General features: G+C 67.5%; 21 protein-coding genes and 1 tRNA gene. 13 read left to right on the top strand and 9 right to left on the bottom strand.

The features are described 5' to 3' along the window. Nucleotides 1–54: 54 nt before the first annotated feature. The gene (gene phoU / locus AC3IMC_RS13645; RefSeq protein WP_490919073.1) at nt 55–717 is read left to right on the top strand and encodes a phosphate signaling complex protein PhoU; all 663 of its coding nucleotides are present in this window, start codon (nt 55–57) and stop codon (nt 715–717) included. A 79-nt stretch (nt 718–796) separates the two neighbouring features. Here the strand turns inward: phoU and AC3IMC_RS13640 are convergent, their stop codons facing one another. Further along, entirely contained in the window at nt 797–1,543 is a 747-nt protein-coding gene (locus tag AC3IMC_RS13640) for a phosphoglyceromutase (RefSeq protein WP_454484805.1), read from the bottom strand. 111 nt (nt 1,544–1,654) lie between these two features. On the opposite strand from AC3IMC_RS13640, the gene AC3IMC_RS13635 reads away from it, so the two are divergent. Further along, nucleotides 1,655–2,524 (top strand): class I SAM-dependent methyltransferase, encoded by an 870-nt coding sequence (locus AC3IMC_RS13635; RefSeq protein ID WP_490919072.1) that lies wholly within the window; start codon nt 1,655–1,657, stop codon nt 2,522–2,524. On the opposite strand, the gene AC3IMC_RS13630 is transcribed toward AC3IMC_RS13635, so the two are convergent. Together AC3IMC_RS13630 and AC3IMC_RS13625 are read right to left on the bottom strand one after the other, a co-directional pair. Next, nucleotides 2,509–2,862: a DUF2516 family protein gene (locus AC3IMC_RS13630; protein WP_490919071.1), complete on the bottom strand. Its 354-nt coding sequence runs from the start codon at nt 2,860–2,862 to the stop codon at nt 2,509–2,511. The genes AC3IMC_RS13635 and AC3IMC_RS13630 overlap by 16 nt on opposite strands. A gap of 9 nt (nt 2,863–2,871) precedes the next feature. Beyond that, nucleotides 2,872–4,062, bottom strand: a complete 1,191-nt coding sequence (locus AC3IMC_RS13625; RefSeq protein WP_490919070.1) for a trans-sulfuration enzyme family protein — start codon at nt 4,060–4,062, stop codon at nt 2,872–2,874. 115 nt (nt 4,063–4,177) lie between these two features. Between AC3IMC_RS13625 and tmk the strand changes: the two genes are divergently transcribed. From tmk to AC3IMC_RS13585, 8 genes are all read left to right on the top strand, one after another. Further along, nucleotides 4,178–4,873, top strand: a complete 696-nt coding sequence (tmk, locus tag AC3IMC_RS13620) for a dTMP kinase (RefSeq protein ID WP_490919069.1) — start codon at nt 4,178–4,180, stop codon at nt 4,871–4,873. Next, a complete protein-coding gene (locus tag AC3IMC_RS13615) occupies nt 4,870–6,033 on the top strand; it encodes a DNA polymerase III subunit delta' (RefSeq protein WP_490919068.1) in 1,164 nt (387 codons plus the stop codon). Before tmk ends, AC3IMC_RS13615 begins: the two co-directional genes overlap by 4 nt. Continuing rightward, nucleotides 6,030–7,589, top strand: coding sequence for an alpha/beta hydrolase (locus tag AC3IMC_RS13610; protein WP_490919067.1), 1,560 nt, complete (start codon nt 6,030–6,032; stop codon nt 7,587–7,589). Before AC3IMC_RS13615 ends, AC3IMC_RS13610 begins: the two co-directional genes overlap by 4 nt. Before the next feature lie 106 nt (nt 7,590–7,695). After that, nucleotides 7,696–7,768, top strand: a tRNA-Thr gene (locus tag AC3IMC_RS13605). A 225-nt stretch (nt 7,769–7,993) separates the two neighbouring features. Continuing rightward, complete coding sequence (locus tag AC3IMC_RS13600; protein ID WP_490919066.1) at nt 7,994–8,230, top strand: hypothetical protein; 237 nt, start codon at nt 7,994–7,996, stop codon at nt 8,228–8,230. After that, complete coding sequence (locus tag AC3IMC_RS13595) at nt 8,227–8,760, top strand: hypothetical protein (RefSeq protein WP_490919065.1); 534 nt, start codon at nt 8,227–8,229, stop codon at nt 8,758–8,760. Before AC3IMC_RS13600 ends, AC3IMC_RS13595 begins: the two co-directional genes overlap by 4 nt. Before the next feature lie 314 nt (nt 8,761–9,074). Next, nucleotides 9,075–9,929 (top strand): polysaccharide deacetylase family protein, encoded by an 855-nt coding sequence (locus tag AC3IMC_RS13590; RefSeq protein ID WP_490919064.1) that lies wholly within the window; start codon nt 9,075–9,077, stop codon nt 9,927–9,929. Between the two features lie 31 nt (nt 9,930–9,960). Continuing rightward, the gene (locus tag AC3IMC_RS13585; protein WP_490919063.1) at nt 9,961–10,218 is read left to right on the top strand and encodes a hypothetical protein; all 258 of its coding nucleotides are present in this window, start codon (nt 9,961–9,963) and stop codon (nt 10,216–10,218) included. Between the two features lie 92 nt (nt 10,219–10,310). Here AC3IMC_RS13585 and AC3IMC_RS13580 read toward each other — a convergent pair whose 3' ends face one another. Then, the gene (locus AC3IMC_RS13580) at nt 10,311–11,552 is read right to left on the bottom strand and encodes an NAD(P)/FAD-dependent oxidoreductase (protein WP_490919062.1); all 1,242 of its coding nucleotides are present in this window, start codon (nt 11,550–11,552) and stop codon (nt 10,311–10,313) included. Nucleotides 11,553–11,639: 87 nt separating this feature from the next. On the opposite strand from AC3IMC_RS13580, the gene AC3IMC_RS13575 reads away from it, so the two are divergent. The 3 genes from AC3IMC_RS13575 to AC3IMC_RS13565 all read left to right on the top strand — a co-directional run bounded on the left by AC3IMC_RS13575 (nt 11,640) and on the right by AC3IMC_RS13565 (nt 13,991). Next, entirely contained in the window at nt 11,640–12,602 is a 963-nt protein-coding gene (locus AC3IMC_RS13575; protein ID WP_490919061.1) for a hypothetical protein, read from the top strand. Nucleotides 12,603–12,672: 70 nt separating this feature from the next. Continuing rightward, nucleotides 12,673–13,773 carry a hypothetical protein gene (locus AC3IMC_RS13570; protein WP_490919060.1) on the top strand — a complete coding sequence of 367 codons (1,101 nt, stop codon included), beginning with the start codon at nt 12,673–12,675 and terminating at the stop codon, nt 13,771–13,773. A 38-nt stretch (nt 13,774–13,811) separates the two neighbouring features. Then, nucleotides 13,812–13,991, top strand: a complete 180-nt coding sequence (locus AC3IMC_RS13565; RefSeq protein WP_490919059.1) for a hypothetical protein — start codon at nt 13,812–13,814, stop codon at nt 13,989–13,991. A gap of 125 nt (nt 13,992–14,116) precedes the next feature. Here the strand turns inward: AC3IMC_RS13565 and AC3IMC_RS13560 are convergent, their stop codons facing one another. The 5 genes from AC3IMC_RS13560 to AC3IMC_RS13540 all read right to left on the bottom strand — a co-directional run bounded on the left by AC3IMC_RS13560 (nt 14,117) and on the right by AC3IMC_RS13540 (nt 18,734). Next, the gene (locus tag AC3IMC_RS13560) at nt 14,117–14,962 is read right to left on the bottom strand and encodes an aldo/keto reductase (protein ID WP_490919058.1); all 846 of its coding nucleotides are present in this window, start codon (nt 14,960–14,962) and stop codon (nt 14,117–14,119) included. A 119-nt stretch (nt 14,963–15,081) separates the two neighbouring features. Next, a complete protein-coding gene (locus AC3IMC_RS13555) occupies nt 15,082–15,522 on the bottom strand; it encodes a hypothetical protein (RefSeq protein WP_490919057.1) in 441 nt (146 codons plus the stop codon). Nucleotides 15,523–15,529: 7 nt separating this feature from the next. Then, complete coding sequence (locus AC3IMC_RS13550) at nt 15,530–16,156, bottom strand: bacterial proteasome activator family protein (RefSeq protein WP_490919056.1); 627 nt, start codon at nt 16,154–16,156, stop codon at nt 15,530–15,532. A gap of 77 nt (nt 16,157–16,233) precedes the next feature. Continuing rightward, entirely contained in the window at nt 16,234–16,437 is a 204-nt protein-coding gene (locus AC3IMC_RS13545; protein WP_490919055.1) for a YbdD/YjiX family protein, read from the bottom strand. Further along, nucleotides 16,437–18,734: a carbon starvation CstA family protein gene (locus tag AC3IMC_RS13540; RefSeq protein ID WP_490919054.1), complete on the bottom strand. Its 2,298-nt coding sequence runs from the start codon at nt 18,732–18,734 to the stop codon at nt 16,437–16,439. The genes AC3IMC_RS13545 and AC3IMC_RS13540 overlap by 1 nt, the downstream gene beginning before the upstream one ends. Nucleotides 18,735–18,830: the final 96 nt, after the last annotated feature.

Raw genomic sequence — 18,830 nt, 5'->3', positions numbered from 1 at the left:
CAATTCCTGCTGCCCTCGTGCGGGTGGAGGGAGTTACAAGGAAAGGACGCCGACGTGCGTAAGGTTTTTCAGGAAGAGCTCACCCAGGTCGGTGACCAGCTGGTGGAGATTTCGCGGCTTGTCAGCGAAGCGATGGAAAAGGCCACCACCTCGTTCCAGGTGGCGGACGTTGACCTCGCCCAGGATGTCATCGCGGCGGACGCGCGGATCGACTTCCTGCAGAACAGCCTGGATGAGCGGGCCATCGACATCCTGGCCCTGCAGGGTCCGGTCGCCAGTGACCTGCGGATGATCGTGGGTTCCCTCCGGATGAGCGCCTCGCTTGAGCGGATGGGCGACCTCGCCCGGCACATCGCCCAGCTCGCGCGCCTTCGGTACCCTTCGACCGTCATTCCGGCGTCCATGACGGAGACCTTTAACAAGATGGCGGAGCTGGACCAGGAGATCGCCGAGAAGCTCACCGTCCTGCTGGAGACCCGGAACCTGGAGCTGGCCCGGGACATCCTGAAGGCGAACACGGCGATCAACGACCTGCACCTGAGCGTCTTCAAGGCCATCGCGGCTCCGGAGTGGGCCGAGTCGCCGGCCACAACGGTGGACGTGGCCTTGGCCAGCCGCTACTTCGAACGCTTTGCGGACCACGGTGTCTCCGTCGCCCAGAAGGTGACGTACCTGGTCACGGGTGCCTGGCAGCCGAACGGTATCGAGCACAGCTGACGCCCGGTCCACCACGGGAAAGTACGACGGCGGGCTGGTCACCTAAGGTGGCCAGCCCGCCGTCGTACGCGTTAATGCCCTATTTCTTGCCCTGGTTGGCGACTGCGAGGATGGCTTCCTCGGCGGCCTCGGGGTCCAGGTAGGTGCCGCCCGGCTTGACCGGCTGGAAATCCTCGTCCAGGTCGTAGACCAGCGGGATGCCCGTGGGAATGTTCAGGCCGGCGATGGCTTCGTCGCTGATGCCGTCCAGGTGCTTGACCAGTGCGCGCAGCGAGTTGCCGTGTGCCGTGACGAGCACCGTCTTACCTGCCTTGAGGTCTTCCTTGATGTCCGATTCCCAGTACGGCAGCAGGCGCACCAGGACGTCCTTCAGGCACTCGGTGCGCGGGAGGGCGTCACCGAGGCCGGCGTAGCGCGGGTCATGGGCCTGCGAGAATTCGGAGTCGTCGGACAGGGGCGGCGGCGGGGTGTCGTAGGAGCGGCGCCATTCCATGAACTGTTCCTCGCCGTATTCGGCAAGCGTCTGGGCCTTGTCCTTGCCCTGCAGCGCGCCGTAGTGGCGTTCGTTCAGGCGCCAGTCGCGCTTGACCGGGATCCAGCCGCGGTCGGCCTTGTCCAGGGCGATGTTCGCCGTGTTGATGGCACGCTTCAGCAGCGAGGTGTAGAGCACGTCCGGCAGGACGTTGTTCTCCACCAGCAGCTCACCGCCGCGCGCTGCTTCCGCGCGGCCCTGGTCGTTCAGGTCGACGTCCACCCAGCCGGTGAACAGGTTCTTGGCGTTCCATTCGCTGTGGCCGTGGCGCAGCAGAATCAGCTTGTAAGTCATGATTTTCATCCTAGCCGAGCGCTGTCGCCGCCTGCCCAGCGTTACAAGGCCCCCCGCGTCCTTCCGGGTAGGGACAGGACACCGCACGGCAGGCGGGGATAGGGTTGGGCGGTGGTTCAAAAGGCTGAACGGGTCAACGCCCCGCAACTGTCCGGCAGGACGCCCGCCGCACGGCACGGCCGTCCGGTGGGCAACGTGACCCGCGGTACCACCAACCCCAACCGGATGCGGCGGGTGGACCGCTGGCTCACCGGGCCGCAGGCCTGGCGGCTGCGGACCGCCAAAGAACCCCTCGTCGTGGACCTCGGCTACGGCGCAACCCCTGCCACCGCCGTCGAACTCCATGAACGGCTCGCGGCTGTCCGCCCTGACGTGCGGGTCTGCGGGATTGAAATTGAGCCGGAACGCGTCAGGGCCGCGCTCCCCCTTCAGCGACCGGGCCTGACCTTCCACGTGGGTGGCTTCGAGCTTCCGGTCCCCGGCCGCCCGGTCCTGGTACGCGCCTTCAACGTCCTCCGCCAGTATGAGGAACAGGATGTCCCCGGCATCTGGCGGCTCGTGCAGGACCGGCTCGCCCCGGACGGGCTCTTCATCGACGGAACCTGCGATGAAATCGGCCGCCGGGTGGCGTGGGTGGCACTTGACGCGCACCGCCCGCTGTCCCTGAGCATCTCGATGCGGTTCGGCAGCTTCGACCTGCCATCGGAGGTGGCCGAGCGGCTTCCGAAGGCGCTCATCCACCGGAACGTGCCCGGAGAACCGGTGCATACGTTCCTGCAGGCAATGGACCGTGCCTGGCTTGAGTGCGCGCCACTCGCCGCGTTCGGCAACAGGCAGCGCTGGCAGGGCATGTGCCGGACATTGCGCGACGCCGGGTGGCCGGTCCAGGACGGAGCCGCCAGGTGGCGGCTCGGGGAGCTAACGGTGGGCTGGGAAGCGGTGGCCCTTGGTTACCAGGGTCCTGGTTACCAGGGCCCGTAGGGCCCGGTGTTGCGGCTGCCGCCGCGGCCGGCATCCTTGACCGCAGGCCGGACATCAGCCAGGTAGACGGACGCTGCCACCACCGCGGCGAGGCCGAAAAGACCGAAGGTTCCGAGGAATCCGCCACCGGACGTCAGGAGCGAAAGGACGCCGATGACGGCGGCGCCCCCGGTCAGCGCAAGCCAGAAGGTCTTGGTCCGCTTCCCTGTAGCTTCGAAGGCGTTGGCCCGGTGCCTGGCGCAGTCGATGACGGCCCACAGCTCAAGCCCCAGTGCCACCAAGGCAAGGATCCAGTACAGCGCCTGCTCTACAGGCCGAATAATCAGTTCACCGTCCACAGACCCAGCCTATCCGCCCAGCGCCTTAAGGGCCTGCTCCAAATCCGCCCAAAGGTCCTCCACGCTCTCAATACCGACGCTCAGCCGGACGAGGTTTTCCGGCACGCTGGCCGGTTCTGCCGTATGCCTGCGCCGGCGCTCGATCAAGGACTCCACCCCGCCAAGGGAAGTGGCCGGGAGCCAGAGATCCAGGGCCTGGACGAGCTTGTCCGCCGCATCCGCCCCGCTCATCCCCGCAGTGGCGGCAACCTGGATGCAGATGATGGAACCAAACCCCTTCATCTGCTCCCTGGCCCGGTCGTGGCCTGGATCGTTGGGAAGCCCCGGGAACCGGATGGATTCGATCGCAGGGTGGGCGGCAAGCCTTTCGGCGAGGAGCATCGCCGAGGCCTGGGACCGCTCGACGCGCAACGCGAGGGTGCGCAGGCCGCGCAAGGCCAGCCAGGCCTCGAAGGGGCCGGCGATGCCGCCGTGGATGATGCGATGGTGCAGCAGTTCGGAGCGGATCTCCGGGTTGGAGGTGACCAGCGCGCCCAGGACGACGTCGGAGTGCCCGGCCAGGTACTTGGTCACGGAGTGGAGTACGACGTCGGAGCCCAGCAGGAGGGGTTGCTGGACCAGGGGCGTGGAGAAAGTGTTGTCCGTGACCACGACGGCGCCGGCGGCGTGGGCAGCGTCCGCGAGGGCCCGCATGTCCGCGATGCCCAGCATGGGGTTGGTGGGGCTTTCCAGCCACAGCATCGATGCGGCCTTTGCGGACGGAGCACCGGGAGCGATCGCTTCCTTGACGGCGTCTGTGTCGGCGATGTCCACGGTCCGGAGCTCGATGAAGCCCTTCTGCGCCAGTTCGGACGCCATCACCAGGGACCCGGAGTAGCTGTGGCTCGGCATGACGAGCACTCCACCGGCCGGGACCAGGGACAGTGCGGAGCTGACCGCGGCGAGGCCTGACGCATAAAGCAGGCCGGGAAGGGCGGACCCTTCAAGCTGGCCGAGCGCCTCTTCGAAGGGGTCCCAGGTGGGGTTGGAGTAGCGGCCATAGCCGCGGTCGCCGTCCCCCAGCGGTCCTGTGCCGAAGTAGGTGGACGAAAGGGTGATGGGCGGGTTGACCGGCTGGTCCCTTTCCCGCGGCGGACGCCCGGCCGCCACCACCACGGTCTCGGCTGAAAGGGACGCGGCCTGATGCTCGGAAAGACTCATGGTGAAAGCGTACTGTCCGGCCCGGAGCTGCCGGAAAGCATTGACGTGCCACGTCCGCCCGGCTGGGCTCCAGGCACGGGTCAGAAATGTCGGTGCGGCTCGGTAGGCTTGAGAAGTGAGCAAACAAAGCGCCGGCATATTCATCGCATTCGAAGGTGGCGATGGTGCCGGCAAGTCCACCCAGGCGGCCCGGCTTGCAGCTGCCCTGGAAGGCCGCGGGTTCCATGTCCTGCGTACCCGCGAGCCCGGCGGGACACCCGTCGGCGAGAAACTGCGTTCGCTGGTCCTGGATCACGGCAACGGCGACATCGACGCCCGCACCGAGGCCCTCATCTTCGCGGCGTCCCGCGCCGCCCACGCCGCGCAGGTGATCCGGCCCGCCCTGCAGCGCGGCGATGTTGTGCTGAGCGACCGTTATATCGATTCGTCCGTGGCGTACCAGGGCGCTGGGCGGGACCTCGGACAGGACGCCGTCCAGTCCCTCAACGAATGGGCCACGGCGGGCCTGCAGCCTGACCTCACGGTCCTGCTGGACGTGGATCCGGAGCTGGGCCGGCGCCGCCGGACGGCGGGCGAGGCCGCCGAAGACCGGCTGGAATCCGAGGCGGACGAATTCCATACCCGAATCCGGGATGCCTTCCTTGAACTCGCGTCCAGCCGGCCGGACTCCTACCTGGTGCTGCCGGCCCACCTGCCGGTCGATGACCTCGCCGCGCAGATCCTGCAGCGCGTCGAAGCCCTGGTCGATCCTGCCGGTGACCGGCCGCTGCCGGCAGCGCGGGGGGCGTCCGCGGGCGGTGGCGGCTCGTGACCGTCTGGGACGACCTCCAGGGCCAGCCCGCCGTCGTCGAACAACTTCGGCAGGCCGCCCGCGGTGAGGGCCTGACGCACGCCTGGCTGTTCACCGGCCCGCCCGGGTCCGGCCGTTCCAATGCGGCGAAAGCCTTTGCCGCCGCGTTGAACTGCGACCAGGAGGACGTCGGCCTGCGCGGCTGCGGCCAGTGCCAGGCGTGCCGCACGATCCTGGGTGAAACCCACTCCGACGTGACGTTTGTCCGGACCGAAAAGGTCACCATCACCATCGACGAGGCCCGCGAACTTGTGGCCACTGCCGGAAACCGGCCGTCCTCCGCGCGCTGGCGGATCATCGTGGTCGAGGACGCCGACCGCATGGCCGAGCGGACCACCAACGTCCTCCTGAAGGCCATCGAGGAGCCCACTCCTCGCACTGTGTGGATGCTCTGCGCCCCCTCACCGGCGGATGTCCTGGTCACCATCCGCTCCCGCTGCCGCAGCGTCGCACTGCGGCTGCCGCCCGCCGAGGACGTTGCGGCCCTGCTGGTCCGGCGCGACGGCGTGGACCCCGCCCTCGCCGAACGGGCAGCCCGGGCCGCGCAAAGCCACGTAGGCATCGCCCGCCGCCTCGCCAGGGACCCTGCCGCGAGGGAACGCCGGCTGGAAACAGTCCGTTTCCCGCTGGGGCTGCGGGGGGTCACAGCAGCCGTCATGATGGCGGACAAGCTGGTCAAGATCGCCACGGCGGAAGCCAATAGTTCCAATGAGGAACGCGATGCTGCTGAGAAGGCCGCGCTGCTGGCAACCTTGGGTGCGCCGGAGTCGGGGACACTGCCGCCGGCGATGCGCAGCCAGCTGAAGCAGCTCGAGGACGACCAAAAACGCCGGGCCAAGCGGTCCATCACGGACTCCCTTGACCGGACCCTCACGGATTTGCTGTCCTTCTACCGCGACGTGTTGATCATCCAGCTGGGGAACGCCGTGGAGCTGGTCAACGTTGAGCTGAGGAGCGAGTTGGAGGAGTTCGCTGCCCGAACTGCTCCCGAGGTCACGCTGGCCCGCATGGACGCCATCAACAAGGCCCGCGAACGCATCACCACCACCAACGTTGCCCCGCTGTTGGCCATTGAGTCCATGGCAGCCAGCCTGATCCAGCCATCCAAGGAGACCCGATGACTGCCCGCCCACTGCCCGCACGGCCCCTGACGCTTGCTGTCCGTGCCGCCGGCGCCATGGTCCTGGCCATGGTCCTGGCGTCGTGCAGCCTCCTCAACGGCGGCGACAAGAAGCCGGAGGCGGCCACGGCGAAGGCCGACCCGTCGATCGTCGCTTCTGCGCCCTCCGACCTGGAAAAGTTCTACTCCCAGGAGGTTGTGTGGCAGCCCTGCGAGGGTGAGTTCCAGTGCGCCAAGGTGACGGTTCCGCTGGACTACGCCAACCCTGCGGGGGACACGATCCAGATCGCGGCACTCCGGGCGCCCAGCACCGGAAAGAAGACCGGCAGCCTCCTGGTCAACCCCGGGGGGCCTGGGGCCTCCGGGTACGACTTCGTCAAGGATGCTGCAGGAACGCATTTCTCCCAGGGCGTGCGCAGCACCTACGACCTCGTGGGTTTTGATCCCCGGGGCGTCAAGCGGTCCGCACCAGTCACCTGCATGACGGACGCGGAGCGCGATGCTTCACGCGCCAAGGTCTACGACCTTCAGACCGACGCCGGCATTGCCGAGGCGCTCGCCGACAATAAGGCGATCGCAGCCCAGTGCGCGGCCCAGACCGGGCCGGTACTGGCCCACATCGACACCGTCAGCGCCGCCAAGGACCTGGATGTGCTCCGGGCGGTCGTGAACGACACCAAGCTAAATTACCTCGGATACTCCTATGGCACCTTCCTGGGCTCCACCTACGCCTCCCTGTTCCCGGACAACGTGGGACGGATGGTGCTGGATGGCGCCCTTGATCCTTCGATCAGCAACGAGGACCTGACCAGCGGGCAGGCCCGCGCATTCGAGAAAGCAATCCGCTCCTACGTGGCCAGTTGCCAGCGACAGGACAAGTGCCCCCTCGGCGGGGACGTCGACTCTGGCGTGCAACAGATCCAGGACCTCATCAGCGCTGTCCGGCAGACGCCGCGCACAGCCAAGGACGGCCGGCAGGTCAACGCAACAATGTTCGTCAGCGGCCTGATCACCCCCCTGTACAACGACCAGAGCTGGCCTGCCCTCACCCAGGCCCTTGAAGCTGCCATGAACGGTGACGTCAGCCTGGTGCTGCGCCTGGCCGATATCGGGGCCGACCGCGCATCAGACGGTACCTATACCTCCAATTCGACGCTCGCCTTCAATGCGGTCAACTGCCTGGACTACCCGATGGTTTCGGACACGGCGGGCATGCGTGCAGAGGAGCAGCGGCTGGAGCAGGACTCGCCCACGTTCGGCTACTTCTTCGCCTATGGGGGCGTCAACTGCGCAGACTGGCCGTACAAGAACCTCCGCACACCGGCCCCCGTCGAATACCGGGGGGACTCCCCCATCGTGGTCATCGGCACCACCGGAGACCCCGCCACTCCCGTTGACTGGGCTGCGTCGCTGCGCAAGCAACTGGGCAACGCTTCCCTGCTGACCTGGAAGGGCGAAGGACACACGGCGTACGGCCGGGCCAACAGCTGCCTGGAGGACGCCGTGGACAGCTACCTGGTGAGCGGCAAGGTTCCGGCTGACAACACGGTGTGCTGAAGGCCTCAACCGTCGGCCCGCGCCCCATTTTGACCGCGGCGCACGGACTCCATTACAGTTGACTCTTGCATGAAGCCACCGGGTCCGCCCGGGAATTTCATGCGGTGCTTCCTTAGCTCAGTCGGTAGAGCGTTTCACTCGTAATGAAAAGGTCATCAGTTCGATTCTGATAGGAAGCTCGGGATAAACCCCGGACAGCCCTTGTTGCAAAGGGCTTCCGGGGTTTTTCGCTGGTTAAGCGGCCGATACTGCTGACGCGCAGGAAACGCTGGTGGCCCAGGGTTGAGCGCCGGCATAATCTTTCCCCCACGGCGCCCGGAGTCATTGACAATAGCCCTGCGGAGTCTTTTCATCGACACATAAGCTGAGCAGTGGGCTTCCTTCCGCAGATCTTGGGAGCAACCATGGATGCCGGGATGATCCTCGGGTTCAGCTTTGGGTACCTCGCCACCGTTGCAGCCGTATTCCTCCTCTACTCGCCGGTGATCGCCATGGTCCTCGTGCTGCTGGTCGTGACCGGCATCCTCAAGGCCGCTCTGCTGCCTTTCGCCGTCTTGATACGCAAGTTGCGCAGACCGCAGCACGAGCCGGAGAGGGATGCCAACTGGCTTCTGGGCCCATCGGAGCACGCACCGGAATGAATGGCCTGCGTGGCCGGCACATGCCTGCCCTGGCCCTGGCGGTGGCCCTCTGCGGAACGCCGGGATGCTCCTATGACTACCCCGAACCGTTCCACCCGCCCGCGACCAGCCCCGCGCCGGGCAGGCAGTCCCCGGCACCATCCACCGATCCCCAGGTCCTCGAGCGCGAGGTCAGGAACTACGCACAGCTGGACCGGATCCTTAAGGCCGTTCCCGGACCGGTCCTCCTTTTCGAGGAGGGGCCTCTGGATGGACCCGCCAGAGGCTTCGGCACGACGGCAGAGGTGCCGGCGGCCGGGCTGTACACCGTCACCGCGGCCTGTGTTGGTGCTTCCAGCGCGACGGTCTCGGTTGGACAGGAGCATCCCGGCGCCCCCTTCCGGCCGGAGGAGCTCGCGCTGGACTGCGTGGGGGCCACTTCGCGGGTCATTGCACTGGAGCAGGGGTACGCTTTCGCGCACCTGGTGCTGCCCGGCCCCGGCGATACGCCGTGGACGGGGGCAGTGGGAGGGGTGCGCGTGACAGGTTGAGGCGTGCGCATGCAAGTGTTACACCGCGACGCTCCGGCGGTCATCACGGTTCAGGAAACCGTCAGCGGGACACGGTATCCTCCCGGCATGACCCCCCGCTTTCAGGCTGCTGTCCTGCGCGCCGTACGAGGAGCCATGGCACATCCGGCTGTCCCCGGCCCTCTCACCTGCACTCCTGCTTCCGCCGTCCGTGGAGGCCGCGCACTGGTCCGCACCTTCACTCCCGGGGCGAGCTGATGGAACACTCCACCCCCCGCCACCTGAGTCGGGATGGGAAGGGCCCCGGCCGCCGCGCGGTCCTCCTGGCGGCGGTAATGACGTTGTCCGCGGCCGTCCCTGACCTCGAGCCGCAGCGGAACAAGCTACGCGATGAAGCAGGTGCTCCGGACGGCTTGGCCCAGGCTCCGGCCGACGACAGCACCGCGCGGATCATGGACGGTGCCCCCGGCACCCAGCCGCAGCCGCAGCAGGCGGCCCCGTCGCGGACCGAAGTCATCAACGCTTACGGCGCCCGTGGTGCCCGGTACTGGGGATTGGAGGCCCCCGGCGTCCTGGCCAGGCTGCCCGCGGGGACGCCGGGCATTGCCCTGACCATCGATTTCTGCGGCGGTCCCGGCGGCAACAGCTATGACCAGGCCCTGCTCGACACCCTGCGGCAGCGGCATGTTCCAGCGACGCTGTTCCTGAACTCCCGCTGGATCTCCGCCAATCCGGCCACCGCCCGGCAGCTGGCCGCAGACCCGCTCTTCGAACTCGCCAACCACGGGACATCGCACAAGCCGCTGTCCACCACCGGCAACTCGGCGTACGGAATTCCCGGCACCAAAAATGCCGGGGAAGTCTATGACGAGATCATGCCCAACGATGCCGGGATGGCCGCATTGACCGGTGCCCGTCCCCGGTACTTCCGCCCCGGCACGGCGTACATGGACGACGTCGCCGCGGACATCCTTCGCGCCCTGGGCGTAAGGCCGGCGGGCTTCAGCGTCAACGGCGACGGCGGCGCCACCTTCCCTGCCGCCGTCGTCGCCCGGGAAGTGGGCCGGGCCAAGGCGGGGGACATCGTCATCTGCCACGGCAACCACCCCGGCGGCGGAACCGCCGAAGGCGTTCGACAGGCACTGGACAAGCTGCTGGCGGGAGGAAACTCTTTCCAGCACCTGCCCTGACCGGCTCCTCCTGGGCCCGTGCATCCTGCTCATGGCTCCCACGGCGGAACTGGACGTAGAGGCGGGACTTCCGGACACCCCGCAGGTGGCCCCAGGCACCCATGGAGACGTACGACGCCGTCGAAATCACCATTTTCGATCGGCCGTGGCCAAGGGACGCATCCACGTCCGGGACGGTTTCGCGGTGGTGGCCATCACCGAACTTCCCGAAGGACCGGAACAGGAGGGCTTCCAACGGGCCATATTCGCCACGATGGCTGAAGAGACGTTCCTGCACGGCGCCGGGTAGGCGCACATGGTGGTCCCGCCTGCCGATGCTCCCCGTTACGAGGGGGCGGGGTGGACCGTGGCGGGCCACCTCCTGGCTTTCGAAAAGCAACGCTAGTCGGGCCTGCCGACCACCACCTGTGCCGGACTGTGGGTCAGGTAACCGTTGGCCCAGGAAAAGAGGGCGCGCACCTTCTGCTGGAACCCGGGCAGCAGGGCCAGGTGGACCGCCAGCCACGACACGAACGCCAGCGGGCCCTGGAGCTGGAGGCGCCGCCGCCCCATCTCGGCCACGGCAGCGCCGCGTCCCACCATCGCCATGTACCCCTTGTCCCAGTATCGGAACGCCTCCCGGGCACCGCCGGTGAGATCGGCATGGATATTGCGCGCAGCCCATTTGCCGGACTGTTGGGCCACCGATCCCAGCTGGGGTAGCTTGTTGCCGGCGGCGTCGGTGATGTTGGCGGCGTCACCAAGGACGTACACGCCTTCCACGCCGGGTGCCGTGAGGTCCGGCTGCACGTCGATCCGTCCGCCCTTCCCTTGCTGCAGGCCGGATTCGGCGATGATGCGCCCCGCCTGGAGCCCACCTGCCCAGACCACGATCCGGGCAGGAATGACGGTCCCGTCCTTGAGGGTCACACCGTCCGGCCGGACTTCGCTCACGGCATGGCCCATATGCAGCTGCACGCCGAGTTTGGTCAGGCGGTCACGGGTGTACGCCTGGGATTTTTCCGAGAAAGCAGCGAGCACGTTGGGCACCATGTCCACCAGGTGCACGTGGCAGCGGGCAGCGAGGCCCCCGGAAAAGTACTTCGGCACCAGGTATTTGACGTTCTCTGCCAACGCACCGGCAGTCTCCACGCCCGTGGGGCCGCCGCCCACCACGATCACGTCTGCCGTCTCCCCGGGTTCGCGGTCGGCTTCATCCAGGACGGCGGTGATGGCAGCGCTGAGCCGCGTCGCGTCGGCCACCGAGTACAGCGGATAGGCGTGCTCGTCAGCACCAGGGGTGTTGAAGTAGTTGGGCACAGCCCCGGCGGCGATGACCAGGATGCGCGCACGGTAGGTGGACCCGTCCCCGGTAGTGACCGTGCGGTTGGCGGCATCGATAGCCGTCACCTCTGCGGTCAGGACCCGCACGTTGCTGATCCGGCGGAACTCCGCACGCAGCGGCCGCGCCACTGCCGAGACGCCGATCTGCGATGCCGCCACCTGGTACAGCAGCGGCTGGAACTGGCGGTAGCTGTTCGCGTCGATCAGCAGGACGCGGATGCCTTTGCGGCCTAGCTCCTCAGCGGCGGTGGTTCCGGCGAAACCGCCACCCACCACGATGACCTGATATGAATCCTCCATCCGAGCAAGATACCCCTACCAGCGGATGAGCAACAGGGCACAAGAGGCCGGTGCGGACTGCGGCTGCCCGCGACCTAAGATGGCGGCATGGAAGACGAAGCCCTGGCTGGCATCGCGGACAGGCTCTACGCCGTTCCGCTGGAGGACTTCATTACGTCCCGGGCTGCCGCGGCCAAGGAAGCTGCCGGACAGGATAAGGAACTTGCTGCCGGCGTCCGGGCCCTGCCGAAACCCTCGGTGGCTGCCTGGGCCGTCAACATGCTCGCACGGCAGCGGCCGGACGTCCTGGACGGGCTCGCAGGCCTGGGCGCCAGGATGCGTGCGGCCCAGGGGTCCCTCGACGCTGCGGCCCTCCGTGAGCTGGGACGCGAGCGCCGCACCCTGCTGGCCGCCGCCGTCGACACCACCCGGGCAGTGGCCCAGGAGCAGGGCCGCGCAATCAGCGACGCGATGGCCACGGACGTGGAGGAGACGCTGCGGGCCCTGACCGCTGACGAGGGAGCCGCATCAGCAGTCATCAGCGGCCGCCTCTTGAAGGTCCTCTCGGCCGACGGCGTCAACGCCGTGGACCTTGACGGTGCCGTGGCCCTGCCGGCGATGCTGCCCGCCGTCGCCTCCCCTCCCCCGGTTCCCCAGCCGGCGCCGGGAACGGAGGCAAAGAAGCGTACGACGGCGGAGCGCGCTTCCCGGCCAAAGCCCGCCAAGCCCCGGCTCGAGGCAGTCAGGCAGGCTCCGCGGCCGGTGTCGCCCCCCGCGGTGGAGCGGGCCAAGGCGGCCCTCGCCCAGGCACAGGCCGACGAGGCTGAAACGGTGCGCCTTGCAGCGGAACTGCAGGACCAGGCGGAGGAAGCACGCGCTGCAATCTCGGCGCTGCAGCAGGAAACGGCCGGGCTGCGGGAGCGGCTCAAGGCCGCCGAAGAAGAGCTGGACCGGGCGCGGAAACAGCTGGCCGCGAGATCCGCCGAGGCAAAGCAGGCGGCACGGGCAGCAGACAAGGCCGGCCACACCGCCATGCTGGCCCAGGAGCGCGTTCTCCGGCTGGGCAGCTGACGCCATCCGGTCCCATGCCCCGGGAAGATCACCCCTCGCCACGGACAGCGGTGCGACCTACTGTGGAGCTATGGACGCCGCAGCAGCTCATGCCTTTGCGATTCCGCCGGTATCAGTCCACGGCCCCACCACGGCCGTTGAAGACGCCATCACCCTCGCCGCCGGTCTCTGGCTCCTCACGGGGACCTACGTGGACGGCTGGGCGCACAACAACCTCCGCGACCTCGAGACGTTCTTCACCCCGTGGCATGCGGTCCTCTATTCGGGCTTCGCCGCCTGCGCCCTTTGGATCGCAGCGCTGACCTGGCGCCGGCATGCCGCCGGCGTGGGATGGGCCGGGGCGGTGCCCGCAGGCTACGGGGCCGCCGCTGCAGGCGTGGTCCTGTTCCTGGTTTCCGGGGTGGCCGACTTCGCCTGGCACTCGGCGTTCGGAATTGAGCAGGGCATCAGCGCCCTGTTCAGCCCGTCCCATCTGGGACTGGCCACCGGCGGCTTCCTCATCCTCGGTGCGCCTTTCTCCGCTGCCTGGCAATCGCCGGTGCGGCCCTGGACCCGGCTGGTGCCCGCCGTTACCAGCGCCCTGCTCGCCGGCATGGTTGCGGCTTTCATCCTGCAGGAGTTCGCGGTCTTCGCGCGCCACGGGCTGGTCCAGACCTACATCAACGTTCCCGGTTCGCCGCCCCTGGTGGCGCCCCCGACGTCCTCGAGCATCATGGTGTCCCTGGCAACGTTCTTCGTTTCAACGGCCGTGGTCTTCGTGCCCGTCCTGCTGCTGACGCTGCGCTGGCGCCTGCACGCCGTGGTGGTCGCCGCCATGGCGCTGGTCCCCGCCGTGGCACTGCAGGTCATGGTGGCGCTGCGGGATGCATGGCTGGTCCCGGCGGCCCTGGCCGGCGCGGTCCTGGTTGGCGTGGTGTGGGCCGTGGTCCGCCCCGCCCCGGACCGCCCCGCAAGGATCATGGCAGCGGTGGCCCTCTGCCCCATGGTGTTCTGGGCACCGTACTTCGCGGGAGTGGCACTGCGCGACGGCGCCCTCAGCTTCTCCCCCGAGGTCTGGGGCGGGACGCTGGTGTGGACCGGGCTTGAGATGCTTGCGCTGGCGGCGCTCACGCTGAGAGTGGGGGCTCCAGCGGGTGAAGATGGGCCGGCGTCCCGCAACACGCGACGCTGATTCCATGGATTGTCAGACCCCGGTTGCAGACTGGATTCATGGAACCCACACAGGAATTTCACGTCACGTATTTCGACGCCGACTGCGGCCGCGCCCGGTCGGAGATCTTTGAGACCCTCGAAGAGGCGGAACGGTTCGCCAAGCGGCACTGCCACGGTGAAGACAGCTGGGCAGTGGTGGATGCGGTGGCCGTACAGCAGGTCCAGGCCGCCGCCTGAACGGTATCCGCCGCGAGGCAGGAAGCCGGGGCTTAAGAGCCGAAGCCCGCACTGCCGGGCATATGCCGGCAGTGCGGGCTGTTGGCGAGGTCTTGGGCTGAGCCAGGCCCCGGACCGCCTGCTTGTTACGCGAAGTCGGAAACCGCGGGGTCGGGGCCGATGCGGCCCTCGCCGCTGGCGCTCTTGTCCAGGGCGTTGATCGCCTCAACGTCCTCCGCGTCCAGGGCCACCTCAAGGGCTGCGAAGTTTTCCCTGATGCGGGACTCGGTGACGGACTTGGGGATCACCACGTTGCCGATGGCCAGGTGCCAGGCGATAACCACCTGGGCAGGGGTTGCCTGGTGCTTGGCGGCCACGGACGCTACCGCGGGATCCTGCAGGAGCTCGCCGCCCTGGCCCAGCGGGGACCAGGCCTGGGTGAGGATGCCGTTGGCGGCACCGAACTCGCGCAGTTCACGCTGGCTGAAGTACGGGTGCAGTTCGATCTGGTGGATGGCCGGAACCACACCCGTTTCGTCGATGAGGCGCTGCAGGCCCTCGATGGTGAAGTTGGAGACACCAATGGACTTGACGCGGCCGCGCTTCTGGAGTTCGATCAGCGCCTTCCAGGTGTCAGCATACTTGTCCTGCTTGGGCTGCATCCAGTGGATCAGGTAGAGGTCCAGGGTTTCCAGGCCAAGCCGGTCCATGGATTCCTCGAAGGCGGCAAGCGTCGACTCGTAGCCCTGGTCCGCGTTCCACAGCTTGGTGGTGATGAAGATCTGTTCCGGGGAAAGCCCGGAGCTGGCAATGGCCCGGCCTACGCCTGCCTCGTTTCCGTAGATCTTGGCGGTGTCGATGTGGCGGAAGCCGGCCTCGAACGCCTGGCGGACGACCTTTTCGGCCACGTCATCCTCAACCTGCCACACACCGTAGCCAAGCTGGGGGATCGTGTTTCCGTCATTGAAAGTCAAGGTAGGTGAAAGAGTCATGCATTCATCGTGCCAAAGACCGGCAGCCCCACGGCCCCATTTGGCGTCCTGTCAGCCACACGCTTAACACCCGGATTGCCCCGCCGAAACGGGAATATTTCCTGCCGCGAACGCAACTACTACCCGTGAAGCTGCCGTTCGGCGTCGGTCACCTGCTGGAACACTGCCTCCGCCCGGCGCCGCACCGAAGCCGCACCCACGGGCACGGGCCCCACGGCGAGCCGCAGCATGGCTGCCGCTTCCGCCGTGGCCGCGAGCGAATTTCCGGCCTTGGACAGGGACCGGTGCACGTCTGAGAGCCCCGCGGGAATATCCAGTCCCTCGCTGGGCGCCCGCCGCTGCGCCTCCACGCACACTGCCCTGACCCGCTGCAGGAGAGCGGCCAGTTCATTGGCAATGTCCACCAGCTCGCCGTACAGCTGGTCGTCCTCCACGCCTTCCAGCACCTGGTGGAAGCGGTCCAGTCCCCGGTGGAAGCGGTCGTGCGCACGGCGCCACAATCCCTTGCCCAGTTCCGCGTCATCCTTCCGCCCCTGCCTGGCGGCGCTGAAAAAGCCCAAGCGGAACCTACAGGTACTGGCCCGGACCGTGGTCCGGGTCTTCACGCTGGCCGGACTTTGCAGGGGGTCCGGGCCGGGCCCCGGCCGGGGCGCGCTGAGGCTCACCGTTTTCCCCGATGACGACGCCGGGCGCGATCATGGTGCCCGGTGGCAGCTGGCGCAGCTGCAGCTGGGCAGCGGCGTGTTCCCTGGCTGCGTTCTGGGCCGCAATGGCGGTCTGGATGCCGTGGAAGAGGCCCTCCAGCCAGCCCACCAACTGTGCCTGGGCGATGCGGAGTTCAGCGTCGGACGGAGTGGCGTCGTCGGAGAAAGGCAGGCTGATCCTGTCCAGTTCCTCCACCAGCTCCGGCGCCAGCCCGTCCTCGAGCTCCTTGATGGACCGCTCGTGGATCGCAGCGAGCCTGCCCCTGGCGGCGTCGTCCAGGGGCGCGGACTTCACTTCTTCGAGGAGCTGGCGGATCATGGTGCCGATCCGCATTACCTTGGCAGGCTCGTCCACCAGGTCCTGAAGGGCGCTGCCGCGGGGCTTGCCGTCCGGCGAGGCCGGGCCCTGGAGGGGTTCCTGGCTGTCGTCGATGGGCGTGCCTTCTACCGGGAGGTCCTCAGCTTCCTGAGTGTCTTTGGGATCGCTCATGCGTTCATACTCTCATGGGCGGTCCGCCCGAAGCCCCTGATGAAGCCCCTCGGGCCACTTGTCCGCTGCAGGCTCAATCAGCAGCACCTGCCCTGCGGATTATTGTCCTGCCGGTCCGTGCGGTCCCGCCAGAACTGGCGTTCGGTCAGGGGTGGTTCGCGGTGCCCCGCCGCCCTGTGGTGTTCCAGGTACTTGGCATAGGCGTCGGCGCCCATGACCCCGCTGAGGTAGCGGGCGAAGCCACGGAAGCCATTGGCAACCGCGGCGATCCCGGCAGCCATCAGTGCCTGGTCCGTTCAAGCCGGGCGCCTGCGGGCAGCTTGTCCCATTCGGCGGCAAGCTCGCGTTCGGCGGCCGTCGGCACCAGCCCGGCGGGCGCGAAGACGCGCGACGGAACGAACGCGTCCTCGTTGTCAGTGGTGGCGATGCCGGCCGCCCTGTTACGGAACGCCCTGACGGTGGCGAGCACCGCCGTCGCAATCACGATGATGCTGAGGACCACGAAGATCACGGACAGCCAGCCCTGGATGGCCGTGTTGCGGACCACCGCTTCCATGGCAGCGACCGTCTTGGCGGTGCCGAATTCCTTCTTGCCGTCCGCCAGCGCCTTGCTGAAGGCCGCGTTGTTGGCGAAGTACCCGACGGCGGGGACGGGCGAGAAGATCTTCTGGTAGCTGGCCGTGATGGTGACCACCGCGGCGAAGGCCAGCGGCAGGGCCACGATCCAGAGGTACTTGAAGGTCCCGCGCTTGGCGACGATGGCCAGGCATACGGCCAGGGCGATGGCAGCCAGCAACTGGTTTGCAATACCGAACAGCGGGAACAGGGTGTTGATGCCGCCCAGCGGGTCGGTGACGCCCATCAGCAGCACGGCGCCCCAGGCGGCCACCATGACGGCAGTGCAGAGCCAGGCACCGGGACGCCAGGACGCTTCCTTGAACTTCGGGACGAAGTTGCCGATCGAGTCCTGCAGCATGAAACGCGCAACGCGGGTACCGGCGTCCACGGCGGTCAGGATGAACAATGCCTCGAACATGATGGCGAAGTGATACCAGAAGCCCATCAGCGCCGTCCCGCCGACGAACTGGTGCATGATGTGCGCCAGCCCCACGGCCAGGGTGGGGGCGCCGCCGGTCCGGGACACGATGCTCTGCTCACCCACGTTCCGGGCTGTCTCAGACAGCAAGTCCGGGCTGAGGTTGACGCCGGCCAGGCCCAGGCTGTTCACCCAGGTGGCCGCCGTTTCAACGGTTCCCCCGGTGAGGGCGGCGGGGGCGTTCATGGCGAAGTACAGGCCGCGGTCGATCGAGATGGCCGCCACGAGGGCCATGATGGCCACGAAGGATTCCATCAGCATGCCGCCGTAGCCGATGTACCGGGTCTGCCGTTCCTTTTCCACCAGTTTGGGGGTGGTGCCGGAGGAGATCAGGGCGTGGAACCCGGACAGGGCGCCGCAGGCGATGGTGACGAACAGGAACGGGAACAGCGCACCCGAGAACACCGGCCCGTTCTCGCGGCTGGCGAATTCGCTGAAGGCCGGGACGCTGACCTCGGGCCGGACCACGACGATGGCCAGCGCGAGCATGACGATCACGCCAATCTTCATGAAGGTGGAGAGGTAGTCACGCGGTGCCAGCAGCAGCCAGACGGGCAGGATGGCGGCGATGAAGCCATAGATGATCAGGCCCCAGGCGATGGTCACCTTGTCCAGGTGGAACACGGTGGCGCCCCACTCGGTCTGGGCCACCATTCCGCCGCCGATGATGGCTGCCATCAGCAGGACGAAGCCGATGATCGAGACCTCCATGACCTTGCCCGGCCGCAGGAAGCGCAGGTAGACACCCATGAACAGGGCGATGGGGATGGTCATGCCCACCGAGAACACGCCCCACGGGCTTTCCCCCAGGGCATTGACGACGACGAGCGCCAGGATGGCCACGATGATCACCATAATGAGGAGCGTCGCAATGAGAGCGGCGGTGCCGCCGATGACGCCGAGTTCCTCGCGGGCCATCTGGCCCAGGGACCGGCCGCCGCGGCGCATGGAGAAGAACATCACCAGGTAGTCCTGCACAGCGCCGGCAAAGACGACACCCACGATGATCCAGATGGTGCCGGGCAGGTAGCCCATCTGGGCGGCGATGACCGGGCCCACCAGCGGGCCCGCCCCGGCGATGGCGGCGAAGTGGTGGCCGAACAGGACGTTCCGGTCAGTGCGGACGTAGTCCTTGCCGTCCGCCTTGTACTCGGCAGGGGTGGCACGGCGGTCATCAGGCCTGGTGATGTACCGCTCGATCACCTTGGAGTAGAAGCGGTAGCCGATCAGGTAGGTGCAGACCGAGGCGAAGACGAACCAGATGGCGTTGACGGTTTCACCGCGGACGATCGCCAGCATGAACCAGGCGACGCCGCCCAGCAGGGCAATGGCAGCCCACAGGGCGATCTTGCCCGGCGTCCATTTCCGGTCTTCGGCTTCAAGCCTTGCTTCGTCCACGGCGGCCGGGGGAAGGTTCGGGTCTGTGGCCAGCCCGCCCTCCGCCCGGGATCCGTTCTTCCGTTGGTCAGGCACTCCGGCCATGTCTCCTCCTTGAGAGTTTTCCCACTTCTGCTATCCGGCACCCTACCAACGGGTAGCCTTGCGGAAACCCCAAAGGCGGCGTGGCGCCGGGCCCTT

The sequence above is a fragment of the Arthrobacter sp. E70 genome (assembly GCF_058266945.1).
This window is presented reverse-complemented; position numbering and strand designations above follow the sequence as displayed.

Bases quoted from the DNA above. Each gene is read 5' to 3' on its own strand.
- AC3IMC_RS13550 (WP_490919056.1), bottom strand. From the start codon at position 16,156: ATGAGCGATCCCAAAGACACTCAGGAAGCTGAGGACCTCCCGGTAGAA.
- AC3IMC_RS13545 (WP_490919055.1), bottom strand. From the start codon at position 16,437: ATGGCTGCCGGGATCGCCGCGGTTGCCAATGGCTTCCGTGGCTTCGCC.
- AC3IMC_RS13625 (WP_490919070.1), bottom strand. From the start codon at position 4,062: ATGAGTCTTTCCGAGCATCAGGCCGCGTCCCTTTCAGCCGAGACCGTG.
- AC3IMC_RS13565 (WP_490919059.1), top strand. From the start codon at position 13,812: ATGGAACCCACACAGGAATTTCACGTCACGTATTTCGACGCCGACTGC.
- AC3IMC_RS13540 (WP_490919054.1), bottom strand. From the start codon at position 18,734: ATGGCCGGAGTGCCTGACCAACGGAAGAACGGATCCCGGGCGGAGGGC.
- AC3IMC_RS13640 (WP_454484805.1), bottom strand. From the start codon at position 1,543: ATGACTTACAAGCTGATTCTGCTGCGCCACGGCCACAGCGAATGGAAC.
- AC3IMC_RS13610 (WP_490919067.1), top strand. From the start codon at position 6,030: ATGACTGCCCGCCCACTGCCCGCACGGCCCCTGACGCTTGCTGTCCGT.
- AC3IMC_RS13560 (WP_490919058.1), bottom strand. From the start codon at position 14,962: ATGACTCTTTCACCTACCTTGACTTTCAATGACGGAAACACGATCCCC.
- AC3IMC_RS13585 (WP_490919063.1), top strand. From the start codon at position 9,961: ATGGCTCCCACGGCGGAACTGGACGTAGAGGCGGGACTTCCGGACACC.
- AC3IMC_RS13575 (WP_490919061.1), top strand. From the start codon at position 11,640: ATGGAAGACGAAGCCCTGGCTGGCATCGCGGACAGGCTCTACGCCGTT.
- AC3IMC_RS13600 (WP_490919066.1), top strand. From the start codon at position 7,994: ATGGATGCCGGGATGATCCTCGGGTTCAGCTTTGGGTACCTCGCCACC.
- AC3IMC_RS13590 (WP_490919064.1), top strand. From the start codon at position 9,075: ATGACGTTGTCCGCGGCCGTCCCTGACCTCGAGCCGCAGCGGAACAAG.
- AC3IMC_RS13580 (WP_490919062.1), bottom strand. From the start codon at position 11,552: ATGGAGGATTCATATCAGGTCATCGTGGTGGGTGGCGGTTTCGCCGGA.
- AC3IMC_RS13595 (WP_490919065.1), top strand. From the start codon at position 8,227: ATGAATGGCCTGCGTGGCCGGCACATGCCTGCCCTGGCCCTGGCGGTG.
- AC3IMC_RS13570 (WP_490919060.1), top strand. From the start codon at position 12,673: ATGGACGCCGCAGCAGCTCATGCCTTTGCGATTCCGCCGGTATCAGTC.